The 13,060-nt window shown below is 66.5% G+C and carries 13 protein-coding genes; 3 read left to right on the top strand and 10 right to left on the bottom strand.

The window, feature by feature from the left end; genetic code table 11:
• Positions 1-108: 108 nt before the first annotated feature.
• Positions 109-1,227, top strand: a complete 1,119-nt coding sequence (locus tag B5520_RS19020; RefSeq protein ID WP_079598630.1) for an FUSC family protein — start codon at positions 109-111, stop codon at positions 1,225-1,227.
• On the opposite strand, the gene B5520_RS19025 is transcribed toward B5520_RS19020, so the two are convergent.
• The 5 genes from B5520_RS19025 to B5520_RS19045 are packed head-to-tail and all read right to left on the bottom strand — an operon-like array spanning position 1,195 to position 7,473.
• Complete coding sequence (locus B5520_RS19025; RefSeq protein WP_079598631.1) at positions 1,195-1,968, bottom strand: SDR family NAD(P)-dependent oxidoreductase; 774 nt, start codon at positions 1,966-1,968, stop codon at positions 1,195-1,197. The genes B5520_RS19020 and B5520_RS19025 overlap by 33 nt on opposite strands.
• 45 nt (positions 1,969-2,013) lie before the next feature.
• Positions 2,014-3,870 carry an IucA/IucC family protein gene (locus tag B5520_RS19030; protein WP_303048435.1) on the bottom strand — a complete coding sequence of 619 codons (1,857 nt, stop codon included), beginning with the start codon at positions 3,868-3,870 and terminating at the stop codon, positions 2,014-2,016.
• A gap of 20 nt (positions 3,871-3,890) precedes the next feature.
• Positions 3,891-4,460, bottom strand: a complete 570-nt coding sequence (locus B5520_RS19035; protein ID WP_079598632.1) for a GNAT family N-acetyltransferase — start codon at positions 4,458-4,460, stop codon at positions 3,891-3,893.
• Positions 4,457-5,878, bottom strand: coding sequence for a lysine N(6)-hydroxylase/L-ornithine N(5)-oxygenase family protein (locus B5520_RS19040; protein WP_079598633.1), 1,422 nt, complete (start codon positions 5,876-5,878; stop codon positions 4,457-4,459). Before B5520_RS19040 ends, B5520_RS19035 begins: the two co-directional genes overlap by 4 nt.
• On the bottom strand, positions 5,875-7,473 hold the full coding sequence (locus B5520_RS19045) for a pyridoxal phosphate-dependent decarboxylase family protein (RefSeq protein WP_079598665.1): 1,599 nt from the start codon (positions 7,471-7,473) through the stop codon (positions 5,875-5,877). Before B5520_RS19045 ends, B5520_RS19040 begins: the two co-directional genes overlap by 4 nt.
• Positions 7,474-7,747: 274 nt before the next feature.
• Here B5520_RS19045 and B5520_RS19050 point away from each other — a divergent pair, with 274 nt between their 5' ends.
• Together B5520_RS19050 and B5520_RS19055 are read left to right on the top strand one after the other, a co-directional pair.
• A complete protein-coding gene (locus B5520_RS19050; RefSeq protein WP_079598634.1) occupies positions 7,748-7,996 on the top strand; it encodes a hypothetical protein in 249 nt (82 codons plus the stop codon).
• A gap of 315 nt (positions 7,997-8,311) precedes the next feature.
• The gene (locus tag B5520_RS19055; RefSeq protein WP_254865644.1) at positions 8,312-8,680 is read left to right on the top strand and encodes a hypothetical protein; all 369 of its coding nucleotides are present in this window, start codon (positions 8,312-8,314) and stop codon (positions 8,678-8,680) included.
• Positions 8,681-8,756: 76 nt separating this feature from the next.
• On the opposite strand, the gene B5520_RS19060 is transcribed toward B5520_RS19055, so the two are convergent.
• The 5 genes from B5520_RS19060 to B5520_RS19080 form a co-directional block, all read right to left on the bottom strand.
• Entirely contained in the window at positions 8,757-9,713 is a 957-nt protein-coding gene (locus B5520_RS19060; protein WP_079598635.1) for an NAD(P)/FAD-dependent oxidoreductase, read from the bottom strand.
• 87 nt (positions 9,714-9,800) lie between these two features.
• A complete protein-coding gene (locus tag B5520_RS19065; protein WP_079598636.1) occupies positions 9,801-10,127 on the bottom strand; it encodes a GNAT family N-acetyltransferase in 327 nt (108 codons plus the stop codon).
• Between the two features lie 82 nt (positions 10,128-10,209).
• The gene (locus tag B5520_RS19070) at positions 10,210-10,629 is read right to left on the bottom strand and encodes a DUF1304 domain-containing protein (protein ID WP_079598637.1); all 420 of its coding nucleotides are present in this window, start codon (positions 10,627-10,629) and stop codon (positions 10,210-10,212) included.
• A 58-nt stretch (positions 10,630-10,687) separates the two neighbouring features.
• Complete coding sequence (locus B5520_RS19075) at positions 10,688-11,539, bottom strand: class II fructose-bisphosphate aldolase (RefSeq protein ID WP_079598638.1); 852 nt, start codon at positions 11,537-11,539, stop codon at positions 10,688-10,690.
• Positions 11,539-12,957 carry a GntP family transporter gene (locus tag B5520_RS19080; RefSeq protein WP_079598639.1) on the bottom strand — a complete coding sequence of 473 codons (1,419 nt, stop codon included), beginning with the start codon at positions 12,955-12,957 and terminating at the stop codon, positions 11,539-11,541. The genes B5520_RS19075 and B5520_RS19080 overlap by 1 nt, the downstream gene beginning before the upstream one ends.
• Positions 12,958-13,060: the final 103 nt, after the last annotated feature.

Here is a 13,060-nt window from a genome sequence, read left to right on the forward strand (position 1 = left end):
GTGTGTCCGTGGGGCGCCGAAGGATATGACTCCATTCAGGCCGTCCGGCAATAATTTTGGGGGGCCGGCAAAGGGCCCGGACACACACAACGGCGGGGATGGTGCGGGATGAAACGGGTGGTTGAGCAGGTCCGCGCCCTCCACCGGCTGGAGCCTGCCAACAATGACCACCTCGCGGCGCTCCGGGTGGCCGCCAGCGTGGCAGTCCCTTCGCTGCTGCTTCTGGTTGCCGGCCGGCCGGACCTCATCATCTATGCCGTGTTCGGGGCACTGACGGGTATGTACGGGCGGAACGAGCAGCATCAGCTGCGGCTCCGCCACCAGGCCCAGGCCGCACTGGTGCTCCTGTCCGGCGTAGGCGTGGGCGTGTTCCTGTCCGTCAACCATCTTCACTCCTGGTGGCTGGTGGCTGTTGAAGCCGTGCTTGCCGGGGTGGGATCCGTGTATTCCGACCGGGTGCGGCTCAAGCCCAACGGCCCGTTCTTCGGCATCCTCGCGCTGGGCGCCTGCGCCTCCGTCCCCACGGTGGTTCCCTGGTACGTGGCCATGCTGATTGCCGCAGGCAGTGCCGCGTTCTCCGTGGCGGTGGGTTTCAGCGGCTGGCTGCGCCGGCGGTCCTGGCAGCGCGGCGCGGCGAGGCATCCGGGTTCGGCCGGGCGCCGGGAGGTGATCCTGCACGCCGCCAGGTATGTGCTGGCAGTGGGGGCCGCGGGTTCGCTGGGCGTGCTCAGCGGCAGCGGCCATCCGCACTGGGCCATGGCGGCGGCTGCCGTCCCGCTGGCCGGGGCAGACCTCCCCAGCAGCGTGCGCCGCGGCGTCCACCGCATCGTGGGGACGTTCGTGGGGCTGGCGGTCACCGCCGTCGTCATTCTCCCTGAGCCATGGACCCTCACTGGGCTTTTCCCCGGGCAGCAGGCCATCCTGCTGGCGCTGCTGGTGATCCTGTTCCAGTTCACCACTGAGCTGTTCATGGCCCGCCATTACGGCTTTGCCATGGTCTCTTTCACACCCGTCATCCTGCTGATGACACAGCTTGCCGCACCCATCGACCCCGCCCTCCTGATCCTGGAGCGTGGCGTGGAAACGCTGGTGGGCGCCCTGGTGGGAATCCTGGTGGTGGTGGCCGTGCGGCGGGCGGGGTCGCGGAGCCCTGCGGCCCTGCTGGGACGGGCTCCCCTGTTGGGGCGCCTCCCCTTATTTGGGCGTGCGGGGAGGCCCCGCCACTAGTTTGGCGGGAGCTACGCGCGCCACCGCGGCCACCACCTTGTACCGCTTGGACGGGATGGACACCGCCCGTCCGCGTTCGTTGTCGGCAAGGCCTTCGCGGACCACACGGCCGGCGTGCAGCCAGGCCCACGACGGCGCCACGGATTTGTCCATGCCCATCCGGTCGTGGAACTCGGTGTGGGTGAAGCCGGGGCACACCGCCGTGACCTTGATGCCCTGCTTGCGGTAGGCGAGGTTGGCCCACCGGCTGAAGCTCACCAGCCACGCCTTTGCCGCCGAGTACGTGCCCCGGGGCAGGAACGCGGCAATGCTGGCCACGTTGATGATCCGGCCCTCGCCGCGCTCCAGCATGCCTTTGAGGGCAGCGTGCGTGAGCACCATGGCCGTTTCGCCGTGCAGCTTCAGGTGCTTTTTCTCCTCGGTGATGGAGTTGTCCTCGAAGTTATGAAGCAGCCCGATCCCCGCGTTGTTCACCAGGATGCCCACCGGCCGCTGCGCATCGGACAGGCGTCCGACGACGGCGGTCACGCCGGCGTCGTCGGTCAGGTCCGCGGGAAGCACCTCAGCCATGATTCCGTAGCGCCGTTCCAGGTCCGCCGCCGTATGTTCAAGGCGGGCCCGGTTCCGCGCCACCAGGACCAGGTTGGTGCCCTGGGCAGCGAGCTGGCGGGCGAACTCGGCGCCCAGCCCCGCGCTGGCCCCGGTGACGAGTGCGGTTGTTCGGGAAGTGGTTGGCATCATGCTGCCAGCCTAGCCACATTGACCTCCGGCGGATGTTCCCGGCTCTTACCGCCCGGCGAACTTCGCCAGCGGGTTGGCCAGGCGCCCGGCCATCTGCAGCCCGCCCGAGGGATCCGCGAGGTCCAGCATCTGCTGGTTGTTGCGGAGCTGGAGCCGGTTGAGGCAGGACAGTTCGAAGTCCGGGGCGAACAGGTCGTGGCGGGCGAACTGGTCCGCCAGTTCCGGGTGCTGGCCCTGATAGTCCCTGATGGCCGCTGCTGCCGTGCGCCAGAACTCCTCCTGGCCCAGGATCCCGTCCTCTTCCAGGAGTGCTGCGAGGAAGCGGAAGATGCAGTCGAAGATGTCCGTGAAGATGGCCAGCACCTTTTCCCCGTCCGGGATGGCAGCCCGGATCCGGGACACCTCCTCGGGAAGGTCCAGCCGGTCCCCCATCACCACGATCTCCTCGGCGATGTCCTTCATGATGGCCTGGACGGGAACGCCATCCTCGAGGACCAGGATGACGTTCTCGCCGTGCGGCATAAACGCCAGCTCGTACCGGTAGAGGCAGTGCACCAGCGGAACGAGGTAGGCCTCGAAGTAGCGGCGCAGCCAGTCCGCCGGCGCCAGCCCGGAGCGCCGGATCAGCGCGGAAACCATCGGTTTGCCCGCCGCATCGGCATGCAGGAGGGAGGCCATGGTGGCCAGCTGCTGCCCGTCCCGCAGCAGCGGCAGGGGGCTTTCCCGCCACAGGGCAGAGAGCATCTTGCGGTAGGGGGAACCGGGCGCTGACCCCGCCTCGTAGTACCCGTTGTGGTAGCCAAGGGCGGCGATTTCGCCAATCATGGTGAATCCGCGCTGCTGCAGCGCCGCGTCATCCTCGATCAGGGTGCGCAGCCAGTCGTTGATGGCCGGTGTTGCCTTCATGTACTGCGGCGACAGCCCGCGCATGAACCCCATGTTCAGGACGGACATGGCGGTTTTGACGTAGTTCCGGGCCGGGGCGCTTGTGTTGAAGAAGGTGCGGATGGACTGCTGGGCCTGGTACACGTCCGTCCCGGTGCCCAGGTAAACGATGCGCCGGCGGGCGATTTCAGCTGCGAACGTGACCGTCAGCTTGTTCTCCCACTGCCACGGGTGGACGGGCATAAAGAAGTAATGCCCGGGGTCCAGGCCCTGGAGCTGCAATTCGTTGGTGAAGTGGCCGGCCAGCGGGCCGAGTTCGGCGTCCAGGTGCGCCCGGTAGTCCAGCCCTGCACTAGAGGTGAACACGGCGTGGCTGCGGTGGACGGCGATCCACTGCAGCTGGACCGGGGCGCCCGTCTCGGGAGCAAACGCATGGTAGTCGCTGATGCCGAAGCCCAGCCGGCCGTTGTTGGCCACGAAGCAGGGGTGCCCCTCGGTCATGCTGCGTTCGATGGCCTGGAAGTCGGCGGCGGCATCGCGCCCGCCCGTGACGCCGGCTGCGAGTTCGGCGGCGGACGGCTGGCCGGCCCACTGCTTGTAGGCGTGGCTGGCCAGGGTGCTGCTGACCTCCTCCAGGTAGACCGGGAGCATCTGGATGGTGATGCCCAGGGTGGTGTGGAACGCCGTGATGAACTCCAGCACGTCCAGCGGCGCTTCGGTGCCGTCCCGGAAGCACCGGATGGAGCCGGCGTCGATGGACCAGTGGTCAAGTTCCAGGATCCGGGCGCAGAAGCGGTACTCGTGCGAGCCGTCACCGCTGCGGAGCCGGTAGCTGCCGGTCCCCTCATCCCCCGGTTCATCACTCAGGAGTTCCGGAGCGATGATCCGTTCGTGCGAGAACTCGGCGAGCGCTTTGCGGAGCAGGTGCCGGTTGGCCATGTCCCACCGGTCTCCGGCGAGGTGGGGCGCGGCGTTGGCAGCGCCGGCGGTGGCAGGGTCCGCGGCAAGGGCGGACACAGCGGAATCGAGGTGGACGGTCACAGTGCAGCTCCCTGCGGGACGGTTGTGGACAAAGTGTCGAGTGCGGCGCGGGCGGCCAGGTAGTCGGAGCGGCTGCAGAAGCTCAGCAGGGCGTCCTTGTCCGGCAGGGTGACGATGCCTGCGGGCTGGAAACCCAGCCGTTCATTCAGTGCGTGGATTTTGGTGTTCCGCGCATCCGGCTCCACCACGACGCGCTGCACCTCCGGCCTGGCGAACAGGTGGTCCAGGACGGCGTCCATCACCGCCGTGGTGTACCCGGGTTCCGGGCCTTCCGACGGCGGCGCCACCAGCAGGTGCATGCCCACGTCGCCGGGCTGGACGGCGTACAGGCCTGCCAGCGGCGAGGACTCCGGAAGGTACTCCTCCATCAGGAAGGCGGGGACGCCGCCGTCGAGCCCCAGCAGGGCGTGATGGTGCCCGCTGGCCTGGATCCTGGCGTATTCCTCCACCACATCCTCTACGCCGGCGGTGAGCATTCCCCAGAACGAGGCGTAGGGCTGGGTCACCCAGCTGTGCAGGAGCAGTGCGTCGGCCTTCGCGTCAAGGCAGCGGAACGTGAACCTCATGCGGACACCCCTGCCGCAACGCTAACGTCCGTGCCTGTCCCCACGTCCGCGCTTGTCCCCACGTCCGCGCTTGTCCCCATGTCCGCGCTAGTCCCCACGTCCGCCCGGGCGCCAATACCCGTAGGTGATCCGAACTGCTGGAACGCGATGCTCCGCTCCACCGGGTAGACCTCCCGGCCGGTGATCTCCCGCAGGATGCAGGAGTTGCGGTATGCGCCCATGCCCAGGTCCGGGGTGACGAAGCCGTGGGTGTGCAGCTCGGCGTTCTGGACGAAGATCTCGCCGGGTTCGACGCCCGTGCTGTAGTTCCGGTCCACTTCGAACCGTCCGGCGCTGTCGCGGGAAATCCGGTCCTGCACGCCGGCCAGGAACCCGGGCTCCCGGTAGCCGTAGCCGGTGGCCAGGACAACCCCTTCGCTGTCCAGGGTGTAGGAGCTGCGCTGCTCGCCGTGGTGCAGGTGCAGGATGTGCGTTCCGGCCGCTGCATCCCATTGTGCTGCGGTAAGGGTCGAGTGGGTCAGCAGTTGGGTGTCCACCATGCCGGAAAGGCTCTTGGTGTAGAGCAGGTCGTAGATGGCGTCGATGAGATCGGAGTTGATCCCCTTGTAGAGGTTCTTCTGCGTCTTGTTGAGGTGGTCGCGCTGGTGCTGCGGGAGGCCATGGAAGTAGTCCACGTACTCGGGGGACGTCATTTCGAGGGTCAGTTTGGTGTATTCCAGCGGGAAGAACCGGCCCGAGCGGGTGACCCAGTTGAGCTGGTAACCGTGGGCGTCGGCCTCCTGCAGGAGCTCGTAGTAGATCTCGGCCGCGCTTTGGCCGCTGCCCAGGATGGTGATGCTGCGCTGCTGCTGGAGTTCGGCCTTCCGCGCCAGGTAGTCGGCGTTGTGCAGGACCACTCCCCCGCGCCCTGCCGCTGCGTCGGCAACGATTCCGGCAGCCGCTTCCGGAACATAGGGGGATGTGCCGGTGCCCAGCACCAGCCGCCGCGCCAAAAGCACCTCCGGCCCGTCCGGACCGGAGACAGCCAGCCGGTACACGCCGGCGTCGTACGTTACATCCAGCACAGCCGTGCCAAAACGGACGGACGGCAGCTGGCCGGCCACCCACTGGCAGTACTGGTTGTACTCAGCCCGCAGGGGGTAGAAGTTCTCCCGGATATAGAAGCGGTACAGGCGCCCTGTCTGCTTCAGGAAGTTCAGGAACGAGTAGGGCGAGGTGGGGTCTGCCAGGGTGACCAGGTCCGCCATGAACGGGACCTGAAGGTGGGCGGGTTCCAGCATCATTCCGGGGTGCCAGTCAAAGGACGCCCGCTGTTCCAGAAAGATGCCGTCCACGTCCTCCAGCGGTTCGGTGAGCGCGGCGAGGCCCAGGTTGAAGGGGCCGGCGCCGATGGCAGCGAAGTCGTGTATGCGGGTCATGCGGACACCTCGCTCTGCAGCAGGTCCGCGCCGGTGCGGCGCAGGAGCCCGATGATCTCGGCGATGTCCTCGAGGGTGGCCTCGGCGTTGAGGAGGGTGAACTTCAGGTAGTGGCGGCCGCCCACCTTGGTGCCGGCCACCACGGCCTCACCGGAGGCGAAAACGGCGGCACGGATGGCCGGGTTGAGGACGTCGGCGGTATCTTCCGGGAGCCGGACGCCGTCGACGACGGGACGGTACCTGAACACCAGGGTGCTCAGCTGGGGTGCAGCGGCAAGTTCGAAGTCGTCGTCGGCAGCCAGGAGCGAGCCGACGCGGGCGGCGAGGTCGATCGCCTCGTCAAACAGCGCGCCGATGGCGTCGGCACCCATGATCCGCAGGGTGAGCCACAGTTTCAGGGCGTCGAACCGGCGGGTGGTCTGGATGCTCTTGTCCACCTGGTTGGGGATGTCCGCCAGTGCCGCGCTTTCCGGGTTCAGGTAATCGGCGTAGTAGGTGATGTGGCGCAGCATGGCGGACTCGCGGACCAGGAGGGCGCTCGAGCTTACCGGCTGGAAGAAGGTCTTGTGGAAGTCAACGGTGACTGAGTCCGCCAGGCGGGTTCCGTCCAGCAGGTGGCGGTAGCGCCCGGAGACCATCAGCCCGCCGCCGTATGCGGCGTCGATGTGGAACCAGGCCCTGTAGGCACGGGCCAATGCGGCGAGTTCGGCGAGCGGATCCACGGCGCCGAAATCGGTGGTTCCGGCGGTTGCAACCACGGCCATCGGTGTCAGGCCGGCATCCCTGGCTGACGCCATGGCCTCAGCGAGCGCGGCCGGGTCCATCCGGTGATCGGGCGTGCAGGGAACGGTGATGACGGCGTCGAAGCCGAGGCCCAGCATGGAGGCAGACTTCTGGATGCTGAAGTGGCTGTCCTCGGAGGTGAAGATCCGCAGCGTATCCAGCAGGGCCGGAAGGCGGAGCCCGCTTTGGGCGGGCTCCCGGCGGAGGCCGGCTACGGCGTGGTTGCGCGCGATCAGCAGGGCCTGGAGGTTGGACTGGCTGCCGCCGGACGTGAAGATGCCGTCCGCGTTGTCACCGAGGTGCAGCCGCTCTGCTGCCCAGTCGATGAGGCGCCGTTCGATCATGGTGGCCCCGGCGCTCTGGTCCCAGGTGTCCAGGGAGGAGTTCACGGCGGACAGGATGGCCTCTCCCACCAGTGCGGGGATTACCACGGGGCAGTTCAGGTGGGCTGCGTACTTTGCGTCATGGAAGTAGATGGCGTCCCGCAGATAAACGGTTTCGAGTTCCTGCAGCGCGGCCGCCGTGTCCGGCAGCGGGGTATCCAGGTCCACCGCGCCCACGCGCGCCTTCATTTCGGAAGGCCCGACGCCGGTAAAGGGCCGGGTGGTCCGTTCCAGCTTGGTTGCCACTGCGGTGACGCCCTGCAGCACCTGCGCCACGTAGCGGGGTGAGTTCCTGGCGTTGAAGAGATGGTTGGTTGCCCCCAGCGCGAGCTCCACCCGCGAGCCGAAATCCTGCCCCGGCGGATCCTGTTTGGCATGGACTTCGCTGTTGTGCGGGTCATGCACGTGTAACTCGTCAAGGCGGGGCATCAGCGACACTGGTCATCCTTCGGTCAGCGGTTTTTCTTGGATTGCAAAGGCAAGCCTTACTTAGGTGAACCTTTTAATCAAACTTTTGTGTTGTATTTCTCTGGAGCCGCAGAAACCAGGGGTTTTCGAAGTCGCCGGGGAGTCATTGACTGGCAGGCCGAAGCGTTCTGCTGCAAAATACCCCGCACCCTGCAGGCGCCGGAGGCTGGAGGATGCTGGGCTAGGCTGGGGTTTCCGGCAGCCGGGCCGGGGCGCAGAAATGCAAGGGGGAAGCATGGGACAGCAACCATCCGGAGCCAACGGGTTCCGCGAAGTGGACCGCGACGGCAACCCCGTCGATGAAGACCATCTCCCCGGCGCCACCGGAGACTTCGGCAGGGGCAACGCGCTCGCAGTCAACCCGTTCATCGCGGCCCTGTGGCTGCTCACCATCCTGCTCATCGGCGGCGGAGCGCGGTTTTCCTCAATGCGGACTCCATGGTGGGGCCGTCGGCGGGAGGCGGGATGCCGACGTCTTTCCTGATCTTCACCTTTGCGCCCTACGCGCTCTTCGCGGGGCTTGCAGCCCTTATCAGCCTGCTGTTCTGGCACGCGCTGCAGTGGCAGAAGCGGCGCGGATAGGTGAAGCAGGCTACGCAGCCACCCGCAAGACACGTCACCAAAACCCATTCGGCGTGACACCGGATCCGCTAACGCGGGGTGTGCCCTGGACCACAAGCTGATTTGCGTGACGATTAGTAAGCATGCTTAGGTATTGGGGTAAATGAACCTCCGCAAGCAGTTCGCGGCGGAGCTGCCAACGCCGGCAGCTTCGTGAAGAAGCCCAAGGATGAACATCATGACCAGCGTTACAGAAGATCACTTGACGGCGTTTGGGGAACGCACAGAGGGAGCATTGGCTCCCGTCGGAACCAACGGGCCCGTGGACGTGGGGCTTCTGTTTACCCTGAACTCGCGGATGCATTGCCGCACCCCGATGCAGCGCATCGATCCCGACGAACTGCCCGTACGGCAGCCTGTCTACGTTGACGGGACAGGAGTGGTTCCCCTCGGTGCAGGTGCCGCCGCCGGCAACGTCGTGACCTACCGTTGCGCCTGCGGCTTTACCATCGATGATCCCGCAGCTGATGCCGCCTGCTTCAACGCAACCGAATTCACTTCAACCCCGTTCAACCCGGCGGCGGGCGGTCACGCCCTGGCCAGCTGACTGGCACTGGAGCTACCGGCAGCTGCAGGCACTGTTCCCGGACTGTGCGGCTACCGCCGTTCCCAATGCGCTGCGGCTACCGCGCGTAGGCCCTGGCCTCCTGCACGGCCTGCCGTGTATCAGCAAGAACCAGATCAGCATTGATGGCGGCGGCGGCCCGCAGGCCGGCTGCCGCCGCCGTCATCACCTGGGCCGAGACGTCCGTGGCATTGCCGGCGGCCCACACCCCGGGGCAGGACGTGCGCCCGGATTCATCCGTCTCCAGGCAGGTGCCCTCCCCCTCGTCCAGGCCGCAGGGTTCAAGCCCAAGGCGCTGGAGCATATTCGCTTTGCTGACGGTTGCGGGACTGACGGCCAGCACATCCAGCGGGACAACGGAACCGCCGTCGAGCACCACCCCCACAAGCCTGTCGTTGTCGGTCTCCAGTCGTTGGACCCTTCCGTCCACCACACGGACATCCCGGACACGCAGCTGCTCTTCCTCTTCCGGGCTCAGGGACAATGCGCCGTTGAGGAGCAGCGTCACGTCGGGGCTCCACTGCCGGAAGGTCAGCGCCTCAGGAACGGCGTTGGAGTCCGATGCCAGGATGCCGATCCGCTGGTTCCGGATTTCCCAGCCGTGGCAATACGGGCAGTAGAGGACGTCCCGCCCCCAGCGTTCCGCCAGGCCGGGAAGCTCCGGCAGTTCGTCGGTGATCCCGGACGCGATCAGCAGGCGCCGGGCAGCAATGGTGGAGCCGTCCTTGAGGCTGAGAATGAAGTTGCCGCCGTCGCGGCTGGCTGAGGTCACGAAACCCTCAATGGCCGTGCCGCCATACCGGGCAAGCTCCTCCCTGCCCGCGGAAACCAGCTCCTTTGGGCTCATGCCCTCGCGGCTGAGGAAGCCATGCACCCCCTCCGCCTTCAGGTTCCGCTGCTCCCCTGCATCGACCACCACAACGGAGCGCAAGGCCCTGGCCAGGGCAACGCCCGCGCTCAGCCCCGCCGGTCCGCCGCCGATAATTGCCACGTCGAACAGTTCCCCGTGAACCATATAGTCCCTCCCGGCCTGCCATCGGCTGCTTTCCTGCAGATGGATTACCCGATGGGGCCGGCCTCTAACGGCCGGGAGATTTTTTCGTCACTCAGGCCAGTCGACGAACTGTTCGTACCCCTCGTGCTTCCGTAGGTAGCCGGCAATGAACGGGCAATGCGGGACGATGCGTTTACCGGTGGCCACCACATCATCCAGGGCGAAGTGCGCCAGGACTTTTCCCAGGCCCCGGCCTTCGAAGTCCGGCCCCGTTTCCGTGCGGATGAAGTCGATGTGTCCGGGAAGGTCCTCGAAGAAGGACTGGACGGCCAGCGTGCCGCCCACCAGCAGTTCGTAGCGGTGCTGCGCATCATTGCGCCGCAGCATGACATCCGGCGTGAACTTATCCTCGGTGGACATCGTGTTCTCGGTCATGGTTCGACATTGGCACTACTTCATCCTGCTGGCAATGCCCCCGCAGCAAGACTAGGGCTACGAAAAAAGTGCATGCCGGTGCTTACAGCACCACCGCGAGGAGGCCCAGGACGACGGCGAGGAGCGGCGTGGCGCCCTGGGTCACGGCCGCGCGGAGGTACTTTTTGCCGGTCAGGGCGAGGACCAGTGCGGCGAGGACCATCGAGCCGCAACTGGCGAAGACCAGCGTCCAACCCACTGTGGACTGCCCGGCTGTGGACTGCGCTGATCCTTCGGGTGCCAGCGCGACGCAGCCGATGCCGATGAAGGCGCCGATGGCCAGGAAGAGGTTGTAGAAGCCCTGGTTGTAGGCGAGCGGCCTGGTGGTCTCGGCGTCGGACTGGGAGGCAACCCCAAAGCGCTTCCAGGTGGCCGGCCGGGTCCAGGTCAGGGACTCCATGGTGAAGATGAAAACGTGGAGGGCGGCAGCGAGGAAGGCAAAAAGGAGGGAGGCCAGGATCATTGCTTGATCCTAGCCTCCCTGCCTTATGGCGCCCTTACGGTAGCCGCAGTGCAGTCCGTCAGCGCGTCAGCATGCCCAGCGCAGCCGTGGCGAATCCTCCGGCAGACCGGTTCCAGTGGCCCAGCAGTGCCTGCAGGTTTTCGCCGTCGGCGCGGTGCGCCGGCAGCTGTTCCTGCAGGGTGGCCAGCACGCCGGTACGGAGCTCGGTGTTGAAGTTGACCTTGCCCACGTTCATGGACGCCGCCTTCACCAGTTCCTCCGCCGGGATGCCGGAGGCGCCGTGCAGCACCAGGGGAATGTGGGTCCGCACGGCGATGTCCTGCAGCACGTCCCACCGCAACTGCGGTTCTCCCTTGTACTTGCCGTGCACGTTGCCCACGGCCACGGCCAGGAGCCCGGCTCCGGTGCGGGAGACGAAGTCTTCCACCTGGGCAGAGTCGGTCAGGCCGGCCACGGAAACACCGGCCTCATCCGCACCGAAGGCGCGGTCCTCGTCGCCGGCCAGGCCGCCAAGTTCCGCTTCAAGCACGACGTCGGGGCCCAGCAGTGCGCGGGCGTTCCGGACCAGCGCGATGTTGTCCTCGTAGGGAAGGGAGGAACCGTCGGCGAGGACGGAATCCGCCCCGGCCGCGACGGCGTCGGCCATCACTGCAAGGTCCGAGGCGTGGTCCAACTGCACCGCCACAGGCACGGACGCCGCATCCGCCAGGCCGCGGAGCGCTGCGATCAGCCGCAGGCCGTTGGGAGTAGCAGCGGTTTTGGGCGCCACCAGCAGTATGACGCCGCGGCCGGACTCCTCTGCAGCGCCCACGACGGCCAGGGCGGTGGTGAAGTCGTAGCAGGTGAAGGCCGGGACAGCCGAGCCCTGCTGCAGGGCGGAAGTGACAAGCTGGTCCAGTCGGGTGCGCATCAGACGGTGAGTCCGCCGGTAACGATCCAGACCAGGAACGTGAGCGCGAACCCGGCCAGGCCCAGGACAGTGGTGAGCACAGTCCAGGTCTTGAGTCCGTCTGCCACCGACAAGCCGAGGAAGCGCGTCACGATCCAGAAGCCGGAGTCATTGACGTGGCTGAGCCCAAAGGCGCCGAAGCCCATGGCCACCAGGATGAGTGCCGTCTGGAACGGTGAAAAGCCGCCGTCCGCCACGGAGGCTGCCAGCAAGCCGGAGGTGGTGATGATGGCCACCGTTGCAGACCCCTGCGATGCCCGCAGGATGGCTGCCAGGACGAAGGCCATCACGATGACCGGGAGGCCGGCAGTCTGCAGGCCTTCTGCAAGGGCCTTGCCGATGCCGGATACAGTCAGGACCTTGCCGAAGACGCCGCCGGCACCGGTGACGAGGATGACGATGGCGGTGGGAGCCAGCGCGGAGTCCATGACCTCACCGGTGTGCTGGGAGGACCAACCGCGGCGGATGCCCAGGAAGTAGTAGGCCAGGCCCAGCGCGGTGAGGAGTGCAATCAGCGGCGCTCCGATGAATGCGGCCAACTGGGAAGCGAAGCTGTCCTTGGGCAGGATCACTGCGCCCACCGTGCCCACCATGATCATGAGGATCGGAAGGACAATGAGGGTGATGATCATGGTCGGGCTGGGAGCCGTCTTGACCTGGCTCTTGACGGCGACGTTGGACGTGCCCTGCGCAGCTTCCTGCTCGACCTGTGAAGTGCCGGTACCAAAGAGGCGGAACTGCTCGGCCGTGGCGGGCAGCATGGCGAAATCACGGCGGTTGAGCCTGCGGGCAACGAAATAGCCCAGGACGCCCACTGGGATGCAGAGGGCGAGGCCGATGATGGTGGTCCAGCCGATGTCTGCGCCCAGGATTCCGGCACCGCCAACAACGCCGGGGTGCGGCGGGACAACAACATGGATGGCCAGCATGATGCCGCCGACGGGCAGGCCGATCTTGACCGGGTTGACGCCGGCAGCCTTGGCGAAACCGTAAATGATGGGAATCAGGATGATGAATCCGACGTCGAAGAAGACCGGGATTGCCAGCAGGAAGGCGGCGGAGGTCAGGGCGGCAATGACGCGGCGGGGACCGAGCAGCTGGGTGAATTTGCCGGCCAGTGACTGTGCGCCGCCGGAAATCTCGATCATCTTGCCCAGCATGGCGCCGAGGCCCACCAAAATGGCGACGGACCCAAGGGTGCCGCCCATGCCTTCTGTGACGGTCTTGATGACGTCCGGCAGCGGGATGCCTGCCACCAGCGCCACGGAGACGCTGACCACGAGCAGGGCAAGGAAGGCGGGGATCTTGAACTTTATGACGGCCACGAGCAGCAGGGCGACGCCCGCAACTGCGATGGCCAGGAGAGCTAGTGCGCTCATCGTGTGTCTCCTTTGACGTCGCTAGTTAAGCCTAGCGAGCTGGGTGTGTACGACGGCGGCGGAGGGGGGACCGCCGCCGTCGCACGTTGAGGGGGGAGGTGGG

Origin of the sequence: Arthrobacter sp. P2b, assembly GCF_900168295.1 — a bacterium.
GTDB lineage: Bacteria > Actinomycetota > Actinomycetes > Actinomycetales > Micrococcaceae > Arthrobacter.

What these genes read in the sequence shown, in the direction of transcription:
- B5520_RS19020 (WP_079598630.1), top strand. Translation starts at nt 109, where the DNA reads ATGAAACGGGTGGTTGAGCAGGTCCGCGCCCTCCACCGGCTGGAGCCT.
- B5520_RS19025 (WP_079598631.1), bottom strand. Translation starts at nt 1,968, where the DNA reads ATGATGCCAACCACTTCCCGAACAACCGCACTCGTCACCGGGGCCAGC.
- B5520_RS19035 (WP_079598632.1), bottom strand. Translation starts at nt 4,460, where the DNA reads ATGAGGTTCACGTTCCGCTGCCTTGACGCGAAGGCCGACGCACTGCTC.
- B5520_RS19040 (WP_079598633.1), bottom strand. Translation starts at nt 5,878, where the DNA reads ATGACCCGCATACACGACTTCGCTGCCATCGGCGCCGGCCCCTTCAAC.
- B5520_RS19045 (WP_079598665.1), bottom strand. Translation starts at nt 7,473, where the DNA reads ATGCCCCGCCTTGACGAGTTACACGTGCATGACCCGCACAACAGCGAA.
- B5520_RS19050 (WP_079598634.1), top strand. Translation starts at nt 7,748, where the DNA reads ATGGGACAGCAACCATCCGGAGCCAACGGGTTCCGCGAAGTGGACCGC.
- B5520_RS19055 (WP_254865644.1), top strand. Translation starts at nt 8,312, where the DNA reads ATGACCAGCGTTACAGAAGATCACTTGACGGCGTTTGGGGAACGCACA.
- B5520_RS19060 (WP_079598635.1), bottom strand. Translation starts at nt 9,713, where the DNA reads ATGGTTCACGGGGAACTGTTCGACGTGGCAATTATCGGCGGCGGACCG.
- B5520_RS19065 (WP_079598636.1), bottom strand. Translation starts at nt 10,127, where the DNA reads ATGACCGAGAACACGATGTCCACCGAGGATAAGTTCACGCCGGATGTC.
- B5520_RS19070 (WP_079598637.1), bottom strand. Translation starts at nt 10,629, where the DNA reads ATGATCCTGGCCTCCCTCCTTTTTGCCTTCCTCGCTGCCGCCCTCCAC.
- B5520_RS19075 (WP_079598638.1), bottom strand. Translation starts at nt 11,539, where the DNA reads ATGCGCACCCGACTGGACCAGCTTGTCACTTCCGCCCTGCAGCAGGGC.
- B5520_RS19080 (WP_079598639.1), bottom strand. Translation starts at nt 12,957, where the DNA reads ATGAGCGCACTAGCTCTCCTGGCCATCGCAGTTGCGGGCGTCGCCCTG.